The 17,050-nt window shown below is 70.8% G+C and carries 16 protein-coding genes; 15 read left to right on the plus strand and 1 reads right to left on the minus strand.

What is annotated here, in order from left to right; genetic code table 11:
- The first annotated feature begins 795 nt into the window (after window positions 1-795).
- The 3 genes from ACGFYV_RS01420 to nusB are packed head-to-tail and all read left to right on the plus strand — an operon-like array spanning window position 796 to window position 2,944.
- Window positions 796-1,902 carry an aminopeptidase P family protein gene (locus ACGFYV_RS01420; protein ID WP_393876268.1) on the plus strand — a complete coding sequence of 369 codons (1,107 nt, stop codon included), beginning with the start codon at window positions 796-798 and terminating at the stop codon, window positions 1,900-1,902.
- 44 nt (window positions 1,903-1,946) lie between these two features.
- Window positions 1,947-2,513, plus strand: a complete 567-nt coding sequence (efp, locus tag ACGFYV_RS01425; RefSeq protein WP_189188033.1) for an elongation factor P — start codon at window positions 1,947-1,949, stop codon at window positions 2,511-2,513.
- 2 nt (window positions 2,514-2,515) lie between these two features.
- Entirely contained in the window at window positions 2,516-2,944 is a 429-nt protein-coding gene (gene nusB / locus ACGFYV_RS01430; RefSeq protein WP_393876269.1) for a transcription antitermination factor NusB, read from the plus strand.
- Window positions 2,945-3,169: 225 nt separating this feature from the next.
- Here nusB and bldD read toward each other — a convergent pair whose 3' ends face one another.
- Window positions 3,170-3,673 carry a transcriptional regulator BldD gene (bldD, locus tag ACGFYV_RS01435; RefSeq protein WP_003988955.1) on the minus strand — a complete coding sequence of 168 codons (504 nt, stop codon included), beginning with the start codon at window positions 3,671-3,673 and terminating at the stop codon, window positions 3,170-3,172.
- A 263-nt stretch (window positions 3,674-3,936) separates the two neighbouring features.
- Between bldD and pyrR the strand changes: the two genes are divergently transcribed.
- The 12 genes from pyrR to coaBC all read left to right on the plus strand — a co-directional run bounded on the left by pyrR (window position 3,937) and on the right by coaBC (window position 16,927).
- Complete coding sequence (gene pyrR, locus ACGFYV_RS01440) at window positions 3,937-4,575, plus strand: bifunctional pyr operon transcriptional regulator/uracil phosphoribosyltransferase PyrR (RefSeq protein WP_393876270.1); 639 nt, start codon at window positions 3,937-3,939, stop codon at window positions 4,573-4,575.
- Window positions 4,576-4,667: 92 nt separating this feature from the next.
- Window positions 4,668-5,648 carry an aspartate carbamoyltransferase catalytic subunit gene (locus ACGFYV_RS01445; protein ID WP_393876271.1) on the plus strand — a complete coding sequence of 327 codons (981 nt, stop codon included), beginning with the start codon at window positions 4,668-4,670 and terminating at the stop codon, window positions 5,646-5,648.
- Window positions 5,649-5,654: 6 nt separating this feature from the next.
- A complete protein-coding gene (locus tag ACGFYV_RS01450; RefSeq protein ID WP_393876272.1) occupies window positions 5,655-6,941 on the plus strand; it encodes a dihydroorotase in 1,287 nt (428 codons plus the stop codon).
- Entirely contained in the window at window positions 6,938-7,522 is a 585-nt protein-coding gene (locus tag ACGFYV_RS01455; protein ID WP_393876273.1) for a hypothetical protein, read from the plus strand. The genes ACGFYV_RS01450 and ACGFYV_RS01455 overlap by 4 nt, the downstream gene beginning before the upstream one ends.
- A complete protein-coding gene (carA, locus tag ACGFYV_RS01460) occupies window positions 7,519-8,661 on the plus strand; it encodes a glutamine-hydrolyzing carbamoyl-phosphate synthase small subunit (protein ID WP_393876274.1) in 1,143 nt (380 codons plus the stop codon). Before ACGFYV_RS01455 ends, carA begins: the two co-directional genes overlap by 4 nt.
- Window positions 8,654-11,971, plus strand: a complete 3,318-nt coding sequence (gene carB, locus ACGFYV_RS01465; RefSeq protein ID WP_393876275.1) for a carbamoyl-phosphate synthase large subunit — start codon at window positions 8,654-8,656, stop codon at window positions 11,969-11,971. The genes carA and carB overlap by 8 nt, the downstream gene beginning before the upstream one ends.
- A gap of 52 nt (window positions 11,972-12,023) precedes the next feature.
- On the plus strand, window positions 12,024-13,130 hold the full coding sequence (locus ACGFYV_RS01470) for a quinone-dependent dihydroorotate dehydrogenase (protein WP_393876276.1): 1,107 nt from the start codon (window positions 12,024-12,026) through the stop codon (window positions 13,128-13,130).
- Window positions 13,127-13,972 carry an orotidine-5'-phosphate decarboxylase gene (gene pyrF / locus ACGFYV_RS01475; RefSeq protein ID WP_393876277.1) on the plus strand — a complete coding sequence of 282 codons (846 nt, stop codon included), beginning with the start codon at window positions 13,127-13,129 and terminating at the stop codon, window positions 13,970-13,972. The genes ACGFYV_RS01470 and pyrF overlap by 4 nt, the downstream gene beginning before the upstream one ends.
- Before the next feature lie 301 nt (window positions 13,973-14,273).
- The gene (locus tag ACGFYV_RS01480; RefSeq protein WP_003977346.1) at window positions 14,274-14,597 is read left to right on the plus strand and encodes an integration host factor; all 324 of its coding nucleotides are present in this window, start codon (window positions 14,274-14,276) and stop codon (window positions 14,595-14,597) included.
- Window positions 14,598-14,658: 61 nt separating this feature from the next.
- Window positions 14,659-15,216, plus strand: a complete 558-nt coding sequence (gene gmk, locus ACGFYV_RS01485) for a guanylate kinase (protein ID WP_393876278.1) — start codon at window positions 14,659-14,661, stop codon at window positions 15,214-15,216.
- 127 nt (window positions 15,217-15,343) lie between these two features.
- A complete protein-coding gene (gene rpoZ, locus ACGFYV_RS01490; RefSeq protein WP_030810584.1) occupies window positions 15,344-15,616 on the plus strand; it encodes a DNA-directed RNA polymerase subunit omega in 273 nt (90 codons plus the stop codon).
- Window positions 15,617-15,721: 105 nt separating this feature from the next.
- On the plus strand, window positions 15,722-16,927 hold the full coding sequence (coaBC, locus tag ACGFYV_RS01495; RefSeq protein WP_393876279.1) for a bifunctional phosphopantothenoylcysteine decarboxylase/phosphopantothenate--cysteine ligase CoaBC: 1,206 nt from the start codon (window positions 15,722-15,724) through the stop codon (window positions 16,925-16,927).
- The last annotated feature ends 123 nt before the right edge of the window (window positions 16,928-17,050 follow it).

Raw genomic sequence — 17,050 nt, forward strand, 5'->3', positions numbered from 1 at the left:
CCGCGGCTGCGCTGATGTGCGGTGCGTGCAACCCCCTGGGGGCGCGCGGCTGTGCTTGATGTGCGGCTCCGCCGCGCGGGCGCGACCAACGCCCTGTCCCTCCGCGCAGGGCTGGCCTGCAACACCCTAGGGGCGCGGGGCTGTGTCGATGTGCGGCTCCGCCGCGCGGGCGCGACCAGCGCCCTGTCCCTCCGCGCAGGGCTGGCCTGCAACACCCTAGGGGCGCGGGGCTGCGTCGATATGCGGCTCCGCCGCGTGGGCGCGACCAGCGCCCTGTCCCTCCGCGCAGGGCTGGCCTGCAACACCCTAGGGGCGCGGGAAACTGCGCGACCAACCCCCACCCACCCGCACCCGGCACGCAACCTCCACCACCCCCCACGGACCCCGCCCCGCCCCACAATCCCGCACCCGGCACGCAACCTCCACCACCCCCCACGGACCCCGCCCCGCCCCACAATCCCGCACCCGGCACGCAACCTCCACCACCCCCCACCGACCCCGCCCCGCCCCACAATCCCGCACCCGGCACACAACCTCCACCACCCCCCACCGACCCCGCCCCGCCCCACAATCCCGCACCCGGCACGCAACCTCCACCACCCCCCACGGACCCCGCCCCACCCACCCGCACCCGGCACACAACCTCCACCACCCCCCACGGACCCCGCCCCGCCCCACAAACCCGCACCCGGCACACAACCTCCACCACCCCCCACGGACCCCGCCCCGCCCCCCCAAACCCCACTCGGCCCCCGCAAACACGCGCAAACCGGTCAAAACTTCTACGCTCATCTCATGTCAGAGGTGTACGCGACCCGCCGCTCCCGGCTGAGAGAGCACTTCAATGCCGCCGGCTGCACGGCAGGGCTCGTCTCCCGCCCCGCCAACGTGCGCTACCTGGCAGCAGCCGCCCCGCAGCACTCAGTCCTGCTCCTCGGCAGGAGCGAGGACCTCCTGGTGTGCACCAGCCCGCCGGAGGACCGCCCCTACGAAGGCCGGCCGGACGAGAACCTGCGGGTGCACGTCCTGTCCTCACCCGGCGCCGACCCGGCCCTCGCCGCGGCCGAACTCGTCGCCGCCCAGGACGCCGACACCCTCGCCGTCGAGGAGCACCACCTCACGGTCCGCCGCCACAGAGCCCTGGCCTCCATCGCCCCCGCCCTCCGCCTCGCCGACCTCGCCACGGCCGTCGAGCAGCTCAGGGTCGTCAAGGACGAGGAGGAGATCTCCTGCCTGCGCATCGGCGCCGAGATCGCCGACCAGGCCCTCGGTGAGCTGCTGGAATCCATCCTGGTCGGCCGTACCGAACGGCACCTCGCCCTGGAGCTGGAGCGCCGCCTGGTCGACCACGGGGCCGACGGGCCCGCCTTCCCGACGTCCGTGGCCACCGGCCCGAACTCCGGCCGGCGCGGTCACCGTCCCACCGACCGCCGGGTGGAGGAGGGCGACTTCCTCTCCGTGTGTCTGGGCGCCACCTACCGCGGCTACCGCTGCGAGATCGGCCGTACGTTCGTCATCGGCACCTCTCCCGCCGAGTGGCAGATCGAGCTGTACGACCTCGTTTTCGCTGCCCAGCGCGCCGGGCGTGAGTCCCTGACGCCCGGCGCGGGCTACCGCGACGTGGACCGGGCGGCACGCCAGGTGCTGGACTCCGCGGGCTATGCGGAAGCACTGCCACCGCTCATCGGGCACGGGGTCGGACTCGAAATCGACGAGGACCCGCAGCTGGCCCCCGCAGCCATGGGTAAACTGGACGCTTGCGTGCCGGTCACCGTCGAACCGGGGGTTCACCTCCCGGGCCGGGGCGGTGTCCGGATCGATGACACGCTCGTCGTACGCCCCGAGGCGGACGGCGGACCCGAGCTACTCACCATCACGACCAAGGAGCTGCTCGCGCTGTAGCGCGTGACCCTGGGTCGTACGTCAGTCCAGGAGATTCCGCAACCGTGGCTTCCACGAACGACCTCAAGAACGGCCTGGTGCTCAAGCTCGAAGGCGGCCAGCTCTGGTCCGTCGTCGAGTTCCAGCACGTCAAGCCCGGCAAGGGCCCGGCCTTCGTGCGCACCAAGCTCAAGAACGTGCTGTCCGGCAAGGTGGTCGACAAGACCTTCAACGCCGGCGTCAAGGTCGAGACGGCCACTGTCGACAAGCGCGACATGCAGTTCTCGTACATGGACGGCGAGTACTTCGTCTTCATGGACATGGACACGTATGACCAGCTGATGATCGACCGCAAGACCGTCGGCGACGCCGCCAACTTCCTGATCGAGGGCTTCACCGCCACCGTCGCGCAGCACGAGGGCGAGGTTCTCTTCGTCGAGCTGCCCGCCGCCGTCGAGCTGGTCATCCAGGAGACCGAGCCGGGCGTCCAGGGCGACCGCTCCACCGGCGGCACCAAGCCCGCCACCCTGGAGACCGGCCACCAGATCCAGGTCCCGCTCTTCATCACCACCGGTGAGAAGATCAAGGTCGACACCCGCACGAGCGACTACCTCGGCCGGGTGAACAGCTAACCGTGGCTGCCCGCAACACGGCCCGCAAGCGCGCTTTCCAGATCCTCTTCGAGAGCGACCAGCGCGGCGCCGATGTCCTCACGGTCCTCGCCGACTGGGTCCGGCTGTCGCGCAGCGACACCCGGCAGCCGCCGGTGAGCGAGTACACGATGCAGCTGGTCGAGGGCTACGCGGAGCACGAGCGGCGCATCGACGACCTGATCGCCCAGTACGCGGTGGGCTGGACGCTGGACCGGATGCCGGTCGTCGACCGCAACATCCTGCGTCTTGGCGCGTACGAGCTGATCTGGGTCGACGAGACCCCGGACGCCGTCGTGCTGGACGAGATGGTGCAGCTGGCGAAGGAGTTCTCGACCGACGAGTCGCCCTCGTTCGTCAACGGTCTGCTGGGCCGCCTGAAGGAGCTGAAGCCCTCGCTCCGCAGGGACTAGCCGAATATCGCCACAGGGGCGCCGTGGGACTGCGGTACCGGGCGGCTGCGGGTCATTCCGTGGCTTGTCGCGCAGTCCCCGCGCCCCTTTGGCATGTCCGGCCGGCATGTCCGGCGCCCCGGTGCCCGGAAGGCGCCCGCACGGTCGTAAAAGGCCGCCGGGGTGGCCGGAACCGTGAAGTTCCGGCCACCCCGGCGGCACGTTTCTGCGCTGGTGTGAAGGGGCTCAGCCCTCGTCGTGCGTGGCCACGGCGCGGCGCGCGTCCGCGTCCAGGACACCCCAGCTGATCAGCTGCTCGGTGAGGACCGAGGGGGATTGGTCGTAGATGACGGCGAGGGTGCGCAGGTCGTCCTGGCGGATCGAGAGCACCTTGCCGTTGTAGTCACCGCGCTGCGACTGGATCGTCGCCGCGTAGCGCTGCAGCGGGCCCGCCTTCTCGGCCGGCACCGTGGCCAGCCGCTCCAGGTCGAGGACCAGCTTCGGCGGCGGCTCGGCGGCGCCGCCCGGCGTGGTGCCCGGCAGCAGCTCCTGCACGGGAACGCCATAGAAATCGGCCAGCTCGGCAAGACGCTGCACGGTGACGGCGCGGTCGCCGCGCTCGTACGAACCGACCACCACGGCCTTCCAGCGCCCCTGGGACTTCTCCTCGACACCGTGGAGGGAAAGGCCCTGCTGGGTGCGGATGGCCCGGAGCTTGGCCCCGAGCTGTTTGGCGTATTCGCTGGACATATAGCTCCCCGGACACTGTGTCGACGCGATCGGCAGTGATCCCGCCGCGCGGCTGGTAACTCACTGTGAGGTTACGCAGCGTGACTCTCATGCGTCAAGCCGAATGGTCCACACCGACTCTTCCGTGGTAGCGGGGCCCGATTGGGCCGACCGGGTGACAGGGGGGTGATCGGGGGCCCCTGGGCGACCTGCTACCGTGGATGGCGCAATTCCGACGTCCTTTAAGGTCCGTCCCGTGAGGCGGAGAAGGGGGTCCGTTTCGTATGGACACGCACGACACGAACACGCACGACGCGCACGCGAACCCGCACGACTCGCGCACGAGCCCGCACGACTCGCACGCGAACCCGTCCGCGCCCGATGCCCGGCCCGTACTCGAAGGCCCCGACATCGCACGCGTGCTGACCCGCATCGCCCACGAGATCGTCGAGCGCGCCAAGGGCGCCGACGACGTGGTGCTCCTCGGCATCCCGACCCGGGGTGTCTTCCTCGCCCAGCGGCTCGCCGTCAAGCTGGAGCAGGTCACCGACCGCAAGGTTCCCGTCGGCTCGCTCGACATCACCATGTACCGCGACGACCTGCGCATGCACCCGCCGCGTGCGTTGGCCCGCACCGAGATCCCCGGTGACGGCATCGACGGCCGTCTGGTCGTCCTCGTCGACGACGTGCTCTTCTCGGGCCGCACCATCCGCGCGGCCCTCGACGCCCTGAACGACATCGGGCGCCCGCGCGCGGTGCAGCTCGCGGTCCTGGTCGACCGCGGCCACCGCGAACTGCCCATCCGTGCCGACTACGTCGGCAAGAACCTCCCCACGTCGCTGCGGGAGACGGTCAAGGTCCAGCTCTCCGAGGAGGACGGTCGGGACACCGTGCTGCTCGGTGTGAAGCCGACCGGCCAGTAGCGAGCCAGGCGCGCACGGCAGCTTCGGCATGCCGACACGCGTCCCGGTTTGCCCTTGTCCTCCCGATTGAACTGCCTTACGGAGCCTGACAGATGCAGCGTCATCTCATCTCGGCCGCCGACCTCACCCGCGACGACGCCGTCCTGATCCTCGACACCGCCGAGGAGATGGCCCGGGTCGCCGACCGGCCGATCAAGAAACTGCCGACCCTGCGCGGCCGCACGATCTGCAACCTCTTCTTCGAGGACTCGACCCGCACCCGGATCTCGTTCGAGGCCGCCGAGAAGCGGCTGTCCGCCGACGTGATCAACTTCGCGGCCAAGGGGTCGAGCGTCTCCAAGGGCGAGTCCCTCAAGGACACCGCTCAGACGCTGGAGGCGATGGGCGTGGACGCCGTCGTCATCCGGCACAGCGCCTCCGGCGCCCCGTACCGCCTCGCCACCTCGGGCTGGATCGACGCCCCCGTCATCAACGCCGGCGACGGCACCCACCAGCACCCCACCCAGGCCCTGCTGGACGCCTTCACCATGCGCCGCCGCCTGATCGGCCGGGACGCCGGCCTCGGCCAGGACCTGTCCGGCAAGCGGGTCACCCTCGTCGGCGACGTCCTGCACAGCCGGGTCGCCCGCTCCAACGTCGACCTGCTGCACACCCTCGGCGCCGAGGTCACCCTCGTCGCCCCGCCCACCCTGGTGCCGGTCGGCGCCGGGACCTGGCCCTGCGAGGTGTCGTACGACCTCGACAGCGTGCTGCCCAAGTCCGACGCGGTGATGATGCTCCGCGTCCAGCGCGAGCGCATGAACGCCGCGTTCTTCCCGACCGAGCGCGAGTACTCCAGGCGCTACGGCCTCGACGGCGAGCGCATGGCGAAGATGCCCGAGCACGCCATCGTGATGCACCCCGGCCCGATGGTCCGCGGCATGGAGATCACCGCCGAGGTCGCCGACTCCGAGCGCTGCACCGTCGTCGAGCAGGTCACCAACGGCGTCTCCATCCGGATGGCCGTCCTGTACCTGCTGCTGGGCGGCAACGAACCCGCCGTCAGCCACGCCCGCACCAACGAGGAGAAGTAAGACCCCATGAGCAAGATCCTGATCCGTGGTGCGAAGGTGCTCGGCGGCGAGCCGCAGGACGTCCTGATCGACGGCGGGACGATCGCCGAGGTCGGCGTCGGACTCGGCGCCGAGGGCGCCGAGGTGGTCGAGGCGGCCGGCAAGGTGCTGCTGCCGGGCCTGGTCGACCTGCACACCCACCTGCGCGAGCCGGGCCGTGAGGACTCCGAGACGGTGCTCACCGGGACCCGCGCGGCGGCCTCCGGCGGCTACACCGCCGTGTTCGCCATGGCCAACACCTTCCCGGTCGCCGACACCGCCGGTGTCGTCGAGCAGGTCTACCGGCTCGGCCAGGAGCACGGCTACTGCGACGTGCAGCCCATCGGCGCCGTCACCGTCGGCCTCGATGGCAAGAAGCTCGCCGAACTCGGCGCCATGCACGACTCCGCCGCCGGTGTCACCGTCTTCTCCGACGACGGCAAGTGCGTCGACGACGCCGTGATCATGCGCCGCGCCCTGGAGTACGTGAAGGCCTTCGGCGGGGTCGTCGCGCAGCACGCGCAGGAGCCGCGGCTGACCGAGGGCGCCCAGATGAACGAGGGCGTCGTCTCCGCCGAACTGGGCCTGGGCGGCTGGCCGGCCGTCGCCGAGGAGTCGGTCATCGCCCGGGACGTCCTGCTCGCCGAGCACGTCGGCTCCCGCGTCCACATCTGCCACCTGTCGACCGCGGGCTCCGTCGAGATCGTCCGCTGGGCCAAGTCCCGCGGCATCGACGTCACCGCCGAGGTGACCCCGCACCACCTGCTCCTCACCGACGAGATGGTGCGCACCTACAACCCGGTCTACAAGGTCAACCCGCCGCTGCGCACCGAGCGCGACGTGCTGGCCCTGCGCGAGGCGCTCGCCGACGGCACGATCGACATCGTCGCCACCGACCACGCCCCGCACCCGCACGAGGACAAGGACTGCGAGTGGGCCGCCGCGGCCATGGGCATGGTCGGTCTGGAGACCGCTCTGTCGGTGGTCCAGGAGACCATGGTCGAGACCGGCCTGCTGGACTGGGCCGGCGTCGCCGACCGCATGTCCGTGGGGCCCGCCCGGATCGGGCAGGCCAAGGGGCACGGACGGCCCGTCTCGGCCGGCGAGCCCGCGAACCTCACCCTCGTCGACCCGGCATACCGTGGGCAGGTGGACCCCGCGGGCTTCGCCTCGCGCAGCCGCAACACCCCGTACGAGGGACGCGAACTGCCGGGCCGAGTCACCCACACGTGGCTGCGGGGCAAGGCGACGCTCATCGACGGGAAGCTCTCGTGACACCTGCAACTGCGCTGGCCGCCGGACTCGCCACCACCCTGGCGGCCGACAAGAAGTCCGCCGAGGTGACCGACTGGGGCGGCCGCATCGGCTGGCTCGTCGGCCTCGCCCTCTTCGTCGCGCTCGTCTACTGGCTGATGCGCGAGGGCTGGAAGTGGCGCGGCACCCTCCAGAGCGACCTGCCCGCGCTGCCTGGCGCGCCGCAGGAGACCGGCCCGGCGAAACTGAAGCTGAGCGGCCGCTACCACGGCTCCACCACCGCCGGGCAGTGGCTGGACCGCATCGTGGCCCACGGCCTCGGCACCCGCAGCCGGGTCGAGCTCACCCTGACGGACGCGGGCCTGGAGGTCGAGCGCCCCGGAGCGCGGGACTTCTTCGTCCCCGCCGCCGCACTGCGCGGAGCCCGCCTCGACAAGGGCATCGCCGGCAAGGTCCTCACCGAGGGCGGACTGCTGGTCGTGACCTGGGCGCTCGGCGACAAGGAGATCGACTCCGGCTTCCGCTCCGACCGGGCGGCCGAGCACACCGAGTGGGTCGACACCCTCAACCACATGATCAACGACACGGAAGGCGCACGATGACGACCTCCACCAGGGGAGCCGCCCAGGTTCCCGCCGTACTCGTCCTGGAGGACGGCCGCATCTTCCGCGGCCGCGCCTACGGGGCCGTGGGGGAGACCTTCGGCGAGGCCGTGTTCTCCACCGGCATGACCGGCTACCAGGAGACCCTGACCGACCCGTCGTACGACCGCCAGATCGTCGTCGCGACGGCCCCGCAGATCGGCAACACCGGCTGGAACGACGAGGACGACGAGTCGAGCCGCATCTGGGTCTCCGGCTACGTCGTGCGCGACCCCGCGCGCGTGCCGTCCAACTGGCGCGCCAAGCGCTCCCTGGACGACGAGCTGGTCGCCCAGAACGTGGTCGGCATCTGCGGGATCGACACCCGCGCCCTCACCCGCCACCTGCGCGAGCGCGGCTCCATGCGCGCCGGCGTCTTCTCCGGCGAGGCCATCGCCGCCGAGGCCGAGCTGCTCCGGCGCGTGCAGGCCCAGCCGCACATGAAGGGCGCCTCGCTGTACGAAGAGGTCGCCACCAAGGAGGCCTACGTCGTCCCCGCGATCGGTGACAAGAGGTTCACCGTCGCCGCGATCGACCTCGGCATCAAGGGCATGACCCCGCACCGCATGGCCGAGCGCGGCATCGAGGTGCACGTGCTGCCCGCGACGGCGACCGCCGAGGACGTCTACGCCGTCAGCCCCGACGGCGTGTTCTTCTCCAACGGCCCCGGCGACCCCGCCACGGCCGACGGCCCGGTCGCCCTGATGACCGCCGTCCTGGAGCGCAGGACCCCGCTCTTCGGTATCTGCTTCGGCAACCAGATCCTCGGCCGCGCCCTCGGCTTCGGCACCTACAAGCTGAAGTACGGCCACCGGGGCATCAACCAGCCGGTCCAGGACCGTACGACCGGCAAGGTCGAGGTCACCGCGCACAACCACGGCTTCGCCGTCGACGCGCCGCTCGACAAGGTCAGCGACACGAAGTTCGGCCGCGCCGAGGTGTCCCACGTCTGCTTGAACGACGACGTCGTGGAGGGGCTGCAGCTGCTCGACCAGCCGGCCTTCTCCGTCCAGTACCACCCCGAAGCGGCAGCGGGCCCGCACGACGCCGCCTACCTGTTCGACCGCTTCGTATCCCTGATGGAGGGCCAGCGTGCCTAAGCGCACCGATATCCAGTCCGTCCTGGTCATCGGCTCCGGCCCGATCGTCATCGGCCAGGCCGCGGAGTTCGACTACTCCGGCACCCAGGCGTGCCGCGTGCTCAGGGCCGAGGGCCTGCGCGTGATCCTCGTCAACTCCAACCCGGCGACGATCATGACCGACCCGGAGATCGCCGACGCCACCTACGTCGAGCCGATCACTCCCGAGTTCGTCGAGAAGATCATCGCCAAGGAGCGCCCCGACGCCCTGCTGCCCACCCTGGGCGGCCAGACGGCCCTGAACACCGCCATCTCCCTGCACGACAACGGCGTGCTGGAGAAGTACGGCGTCGAGCTGATCGGCGCCAAGCCCGAGGCGATCCACAAGGGCGAGGACCGCGAGCTGTTCAAGGGCGTCGTCGAGGCCGTCAACGCCAAGATCGGCCACGGCGAGTCCGCCCGCTCGGTCATCTGCCACACCATGGACGAGGTGGTCGCGGGCGTCGACACGCTCGGCGGCTACCCCGTCGTCGTCCGCCCCTCCTTCACCATGGGCGGCGCCGGCTCCGGCTTCGCCCACGACGAGGAGGAGCTGCGCCGCATCGCCGGCCAGGGTCTCACCCTCTCGCCGACCACCGAGGTCCTCCTGGAGGAGTCCATCCTCGGCTGGAAGGAGTACGAGCTGGAGCTGATGCGCGACAAGCACGACAACGTCGTGGTCGTCTGCTCCATCGAGAACTTCGACCCCATGGGCGTGCACACCGGTGACTCGATCACCGTCGCGCCCGCGATGACGCTGACCGACCGCGAGTACCAGATCCTGCGCGACATCGGCATCGCCGTCATCCGTGAGGTCGGCGTCGACACCGGCGGCTGCAACATCCAGTTCGCGGTGAACCCCGAGGACGGCCGCGTGATCGTCATCGAGATGAACCCGCGCGTCTCCCGCTCCTCGGCGCTCGCCTCCAAGGCCACCGGCTTCCCGATCGCCAAGATCGCCGCGCGGCTGGCCGTCGGCTACACGCTCGACGAGATCCCGAACGACATCACGCAGGAGACCCCGGCCTCCTTCGAGCCGACGCTCGACTACGTGGTCGTCAAGGCCCCGCGCTTCGCCTTCGAGAAGTTCCCGCAGGCCGACTCCACGCTGACCACGACCATGAAGTCGGTCGGCGAGGCCATGGCCATCGGCCGCAACTTCACCGAGGCCTTCCAGAAGGCGCTGCGCTCGCTGGAGAAGAAGGGCAGCCAGTTCACCTTCGTCGGCGAGACCGGCGAGACCGGCGAGAAGGACGAGCTGCTGCGCGAGGCCGTACGGCCCACGGACGGCCGGGTCAACACGGTCATGGAGGCCATCCGCGCGGGCGCCACGCCCGAGGAGGTCTTCGAGTACACCAAGATCGACCCGTGGTTCGTGGACCAGCTCTTCCTGATCAAGGAGATCGCGGACGAGCTGTCAAAGGCCCCCGAGCTGACCCGTGAGCTGCTCGCCGAGGCCAAGCGGCACGGCTTCTCCGACCAGCAGATCGCCGACATCCGGGGCCTGCGCGAGGACGTCGTCCGCGAGGTCCGGCACACCCTCGGCATCCGCCCGGTCTACAAGACGGTCGACACCTGCGCCGCCGAGTTCGCCGCGAAGACGCCGTACTTCTACTCCTCCTACGACGAGGAGAGCGAGGTCGCGCCCCGCGAGAAGCCCGCGGTGATCATCCTGGGCTCCGGCCCCAACCGCATCGGCCAGGGCATCGAGTTCGACTACTCCTGCGTCCACGCCTCCTTCGCGCTGTCCGACGCCGGGTACGAGACCGTGATGGTCAACTGCAACCCGGAGACCGTCTCCACGGACTACGACACCTCCGACCGCCTGTACTTCGAGCCGCTGACGCTGGAGGACGTGCTGGAGATCGTCCACGCGGAGTCCCTCGCCGGGCCGGTCGCGGGCGTCGTCGTGCAGCTGGGCGGCCAGACCCCGCTCGGCCTCGCGCAGGCCCTGAAGGACAACGGCGTGCCGATCGTGGGCACCCCGCCCGAGGCGATCCACGCCGCCGAGGACCGCGGCGCCTTCGGCCGCGTCCTCGCCGAGGCGGGCCTTCCGGCCCCGAAGCACGGCACGGCCACCACCTTCGAGGAGGCCAAGGCCATCGCCGACGAGATCGGCTACCCGGTCCTGGTCCGGCCGTCGTACGTCCTCGGCGGGCGCGGCATGGAGATCGTCTACGACGAGACCCGCCTCGCCTCCTACATCGCCGAGTCGACCGAGATCAGCCCCTCCCGGCCGGTCCTCGTCGACCGCTTCCTGGACGACGCGATCGAGATCGACGTCGACGCCCTGTACGACGGCGAGGAGCTGTACCTCGGCGGCGTCATGGAGCACATCGAGGAGGCCGGCATCCACTCCGGCGACTCGGCGTGCGCCCTGCCCCCGATCACCCTCGGCGGCTTCGACATCAAGCGCCTGCGCGCCTCCACCGAGGCCATCGCGCGCGGTGTGGGAGTACGCGGTCTGATCAACATCCAGTTCGCGATGGCCGGCGACATCCTCTACGTCCTGGAGGCCAACCCGCGCGCCTCCCGCACGGTCCCCTTCACCTCGAAGGCGACCGCGGTGCCGCTCGCCAAGGCCGCCGCCCGCATCTCGCTGGGCGCGACCGTCGCCGAGCTGCGCGCCGAGGGCCTGCTGCCGGCGAACGGCGACGGCGGCGAACTGCCCCTGGACGCGCCGATCTCCGTCAAGGAGGCCGTGATGCCGTGGTCGCGCTTCCGCGACATCCAGGGCCGCGGCGTGGACACCGTCCTCGGCCCGGAGATGCGCTCCACCGGCGAGGTCATGGGCATCGACTCCGTCTTCGGCACGGCGTACGCCAAGTCGCAGGCGGGTGCGTACGGCCCGCTGCCCACCAAGGGCCGCGCGTTCATCTCGGTCGCCAACCGCGACAAGCGCTCGATGATCTTCCCGGCGCGCGAGCTGGTCGCCCACGGCTTCGAGCTGATGGCCACCTCCGGCACGGCCGAGGTCCTCAAGCGCAACGGCATCAACGCCACGATCGTCCGCAAGCAGTCCGAGGGCCCCGGCCCGAACGGCGAGCGGACCATCGTCCAGCTGATCCACGACGGCGAGGTCGACCTCATCGTCAACACCCCGTACGGCACCGGTGGCCGCCTCGACGGCTACGACATCCGTACGGCGGCGGTGGCGCGCTCGGTCCCGTGCCTGACGACCGTCCAGGCGCTCGCCGCGGCAGTCCAGGGCATCGACGCCCTCAACCACGGTGACGTGGGCGTCCGCTCGCTCCAGGAACACGCGGAACACCTGACCGCGGCCCGCGACTAGCAGCCCGGAGGGGGGCACCGGAAACGGTGTCCCCCTTTCCGTGAGGACACCCATGTACAAGATCTTCTTCAACCTCGTCTTCAAGCGGATGGACCCCGAGCAGGCCCACCACCTGGCCTTCCGCTGGATCCGCCTCGCCGTGCGGATCCCCGTGCTGCGCACCTTCGTCGCGGCCGTGCTCGCGCCCCGGTACAAGGAACTGCGCACCCAGGCCCTCGGGCTGCGCATGCACGGGCCCTTCGGGCTCGCCGCGGGCTTCGACAAGAACGCCGTCGCGATCGACGGGATGTCGATGCTCGGCTTCGACCACGTCGAGATCGGCACGGTCACCGGTGAGGCCCAGCCCGGCAACCCCAAGAAGCGGCTGTTCCGCCTCGTCGCGGACCGTGCGCTGATCAACCGCATGGGCTTCAACAACGAGGGCTCGCTCGTGGTCGCCGCCCGCCTGGCCTCGCGGGAGCCCGTGTTCAGGACCGTCGTCGGCGTCAACATCGGCAAGACCAAGGTCGTGCCGGAGGAGGACGCCGTCGCCGACTACGTGAAGTCCGCCGAGCGCCTCGCGGCGTACGCCGACTACCTGGTCGTCAACGTCTCCTCGCCGAACACGCCCGGCCTGCGCAACCTCCAGGCCACCGAGGCGCTGCGACCGCTGCTGAGCGCCGTGCGCGAGGCCGCCGACCGCACGGTCGCCGGCCGCCGCGTGCCGCTCCTGGTGAAGATCGCCCCGGACCTCGCCGACGAGGACATCGACGCCGTCGCCGACCTGGCCGTGGAACTGGGCCTGGACGGCATCATCGCCACCAACACGACCATCGCGCGCGAGGGCCTGGGCCTGCGGTCCGCACCCGCGCTCGTGCAGGAGACCGGCGGCCTGTCCGGCGCACCGCTCAAGGAGCGCTCCCTGGAGGTCCTGCGCCGCCTGTACGCGCGCGTGGGCGACCGGATCACCCTGGTGGGCGTCGGCGGCGTCGAGACCGCCGAGGACGCCTGGCAGCGCATCCTGGCCGGCGCCACGCTCGTCCAGGGCTACAGCGCCTTCGTCTACGAGGGCCCCTTCTGGTGCCGCGCCGTCCACAAGGGCCTCGCCGCGCGCCTGCGCACCAGCCCGTACGCCACCCTCGCCGACGCGGTCGGCGCCGACGTGAGGAAGCCCGCATGACCTCGTACGAGCCCTTCGGCGCCCGGCTGCGCCGCGCGATGGACGAGCGCGGCCCGCTGTGCGTCGGCATCGACCCGCACTCCTCGCTGCTCGCCGAGTGGGGCCTGAACGACGACGTCGCCGGTCTGGAGCGGTTCAGCCGCACGGTCGTCGAGGCGGTGGCCGACCGGGTCGCCGTCATCAAGCCGCAGGCCGCCTTCTTCGAGCGGTTCGGCTCCCGGGGCGTCGCCGTCCTGGAGAAGACGGTCCAGGAGGCCCGCGCGGCCGGCACCCTCGTCGTGATGGACGCCAAGCGCGGCGACATCGGCTCGACCATGGCCGGGTACGCCGAGGCCTTCCTGCACAAGGACGCCCCGCTGTTCTCGGACGCCCTCACCGTCTCGCCCTACCTCGGCTACGGCTCGCTCAGCCCCGCCGTGGCCCTGGCCCGGGAGACCGGCACCGGCCTGTTCGTGCTGGCACTGACATCGAACCCCGAGGGCCCGGAGGTCCAGCACGCGGTCCGCGCCGACGGGCGCACCGTCGGGGCGACCATGCTCGCGCACCTGGCCGCCGAGAACGCGGGCGAGGAGCCGCTGGGCTCCTTCGGCGCGGTCGTCGGCGCCACGGTGGGCGACCTGTCCTCGTACGACCTCGACATCAACGGTCCCCTCCTCGCCCCCGGCGTCGGGGCGCAGGGAGCGACCGCGGCCGATCTTCCGCGCGTGTTCGGGGCGGCGGCGCGCAACGTGGTGCCGAACGTCAGCAGGGGTGTTCTGCGTCACGGTCCCGACGTCGGAGCGCTGCGGGCGGTCACGGAGCGGTTCGCGCAGGAGATCCGGGCCGCCGTCGAGGGTGCCTGATCCCGCCTTTGTGCGTTCCGGCAGGCCGCGGCGGGACGACTTGAGTGTGAATACATCCTCAAATCAGGGGCAATATGTCTGAAATGTCCGGCCTGGCGGAGGCTGACCAGGACTTTTCCGCTGTTCTCGCTGACTCTGGCGGACTTGCCCGCTAGTCTCCGAGCTGTGGGGGCACCTCCCGCGCCCTCTACGCAGGTGGGGGAGACCGGGCAAGCGTGTTGCTCGTAGCTCCCCAGGTGTGGGGCGACTAGGTTCCTCACCGGTCCGTATCCGACAGTTCGACATCCGAGGTGACGTAGGCGTGGCTCTTCCGCCCCTTACCCCTGAACAGCGCGCAGCCGCGCTCGAAAAGGCCGCCGCGGCTCGCCGGGAGCGGGCCGAGGTCAAGAATCGACTCAAGCATTCCGGCGCCTCCCTGCACGAGGTCATCAAGCAGGGCCAGGAGAACGACGTCATCGGCAAGATGAAGGTCTCCGCGCTGCTCGAGTCGCTGCCCGGCGTGGGCAAGGTCCGCGCCAAGCAGATCATGGAGCGTCTGGGCATCTCCGAGAGCCGCCGTGTGCGCGGTCTCGGTTCCAACCAGATCGCTTCCCTGGAGCGTGAGTTCGGCAGCACCGGTTCCTGAGTCCGGTCTTCGCCGGACTCGGGAGTCCCGGGCACCCCGGGATTGCTGGAATAATCGCTGCATGAGTGAACGTCCGCGGCTGACCGTGCTCTCCGGCCCCTCTGGGGTCGGCAAGAGCACGGTCGTCGCCCATATGCGCAAGGAACACCCCGAGGTCTGGCTCTCGGTGTCGGCTACCACCCGTAAGCCCCGCCCCGGTGAGCAGCACGGAGTCCACTACTTCTTCGTCACCGACGAGGAGATGGACAAGCTGATCGCCAACGGCGAGCTGCTGGAGTGGGCCGAGTTCGCGGGCAACCGGTACGGCACGCCCCGCGTGGCCGTGCAGGAGCGGCTGGAGAGAGGCGAGCCCGTGCTGCTGGAGATCGATCTCCAGGGCGCCCGGCAGGTCCGCGAGTCGATGTCCGACTCCCAGCTGGTGTTCCTGGCTCCGCCCTCCTGGGAGGAGCTCGTGCGCAGGCTCACCGGCCGGGGGACCGAGCCGCCCGAGGTCATCGAGCGCCGCCTCGACGCGGCCAGGACCGAACTGGCGGCCGAGCCGGAGTTCGACGTGACCCTGGTCAACACCTCCGTCAAGGACGTGGCTCGCGAGCTGCTAGCCTTGATGGACGTTGTGTGATCGTGACCGTTGCGCGTTCGCGTGCGCAGACCGGTCACACCGATCGGTCACACGGACCGGTCACACCGATCGGTCACGCAGGCCGGTCACACCGACTGATTCTTTCCCATCCATCGGAAGGCAGAGCGTGTCCTCTTCCATCACCGCGCCCGAGGGCATCATCAACCCTCCGATCGACGAGCTTCTCGAGGCCACCGACTCGAAGTACAGCCTCGTGATCTACGCGGCCAAGCGTGCCCGTCAGATCAACGCGTACTACTCGCAGCTCGGCGAGGGTCTCCTCGAGTACGTCGGTCCGCTCGTCGACACCCACGTCCACGAGAAGCCGCTCTCGATCGCCCTGCGCGAGATCAACGCCGGACTGCTGACCTCCGAGGCCATCGAGGGCCCGGTCCAGTAGTACTTTCGGATTGCGGTTGACTTATCCACAGGCCCGGCAGTCATGCTGCCGGGCCTGTGGTGTGTGATGGTCTCGTACGTTGCCGAGCCGGGGAGATGGCGAGAGATGGCGGACAAGCCGAGGGTCGTGCTGGGGGTCAGTGGCGGGATCGCCGCGTACAAGGCCTGCGAGCTGCTCAGAAGGTTCACCGAGTCGGGCCATGACGTGCGTGTGGTGCCCACCGCCTCCGCGCTGCACTTCGTCGGCGCCGCGACCTGGTCCGCCCTGTCCGGCAACCCGGTCGCCACCGAGGTCTGGGACGACGTCCACGAGGTGCCGCACGTCCGCATCGGCCAGCACGCCGACCTCGTCGTCGTCGCCCCCGCCACGGCCGACACGCTCGCCAGGGCCGCCCACGGCCTCGCCGACGACCTGCTGACCAACACGCTCCTGACGGCCCGCTGCCCCGTCGTCTTCGCACCCGCGATGCACACCGAGATGTGGGAGCACCCGGCCACCCAGGAGAACGTGGCCACCCTGCGCCGCCGCGGCGCCGTCGTCATCGAGCCCGCCGTCGGCCGGCTCACCGGAGTCGACACCGGTAAGGGCCGGCTGCCCGACCCGGCCGAGATCTTCGAGGCCTGCCGCCGGGTGCTGGCCCGGGGCGTCACCGAGCCCGACCTGTCGGGCCGCCACGTCGTCGTCTCCGCCGGCGGCACCCGCGAGCCCCTCGACCCCGTCCGCTTCCTCGGCAACCGCTCCTCCGGCAAGCAGGGCTACGCCCTCGCCCGTACGGCCGCGGCGCGCGGCGCCCGCGTCACCCTGATCGCGGCCAACACCGGCCTGCCCGACCCGGCGGGCGTCGACGTCGTCCCGGTCGGCACCGCCGTGCAGCTGCGCGAGGCGGTCCTCAAGGCCGCGGCGGACGCCGACGCCGTGGTCATGGCCGCCGCCGTCGCCGACTTCCGCCCCGCCGCCTACGCGGCCGGGAAGATCAAGAAGAAGGACGGCCAGGCCCCCGCCCCGATCGTCCTGGTGCGCAATCCCGACATCCTCGCGGAGATCTCCGCCGACCGTGCCCGGCCCGGACAGATCGTCGTCGGCTTCGCCGCCGAGACCGACGACGTCCTGGCCAACGGCCGCGTCAAGCTCGCCCGCAAGGGCTGCGACCTGCTCGTGGTCAACGAGGTGGGGGAGCGCAAGACCTTCGGTTCGGAGGAGAACGAAGCCCTGGTGCTGGGCTCCGACGGCAGCGAGACCCCCGTACCGCACGGTCCGAAGGAAGCCCTCGCCGACACGGTCTGGGACCTCGTGGCCGCTCGCCTGGACTGACCCCGTTGCGCCGTTCGGGGCGGACCGATTCGCCCGTTCGACGGCTTTTCCGTGCCGCACGCCGATGTGCGCGGGGCCTGGCCAAGGCCGCCGCACCATGGGCAGAATGCCCGTGCCGCAGGT

This window comes from Streptomyces sp. NPDC048297 (genome assembly GCF_043201585.1).
Taxonomy (GTDB): Bacteria; Actinomycetota; Actinomycetes; order Streptomycetales; family Streptomycetaceae; genus Streptomyces.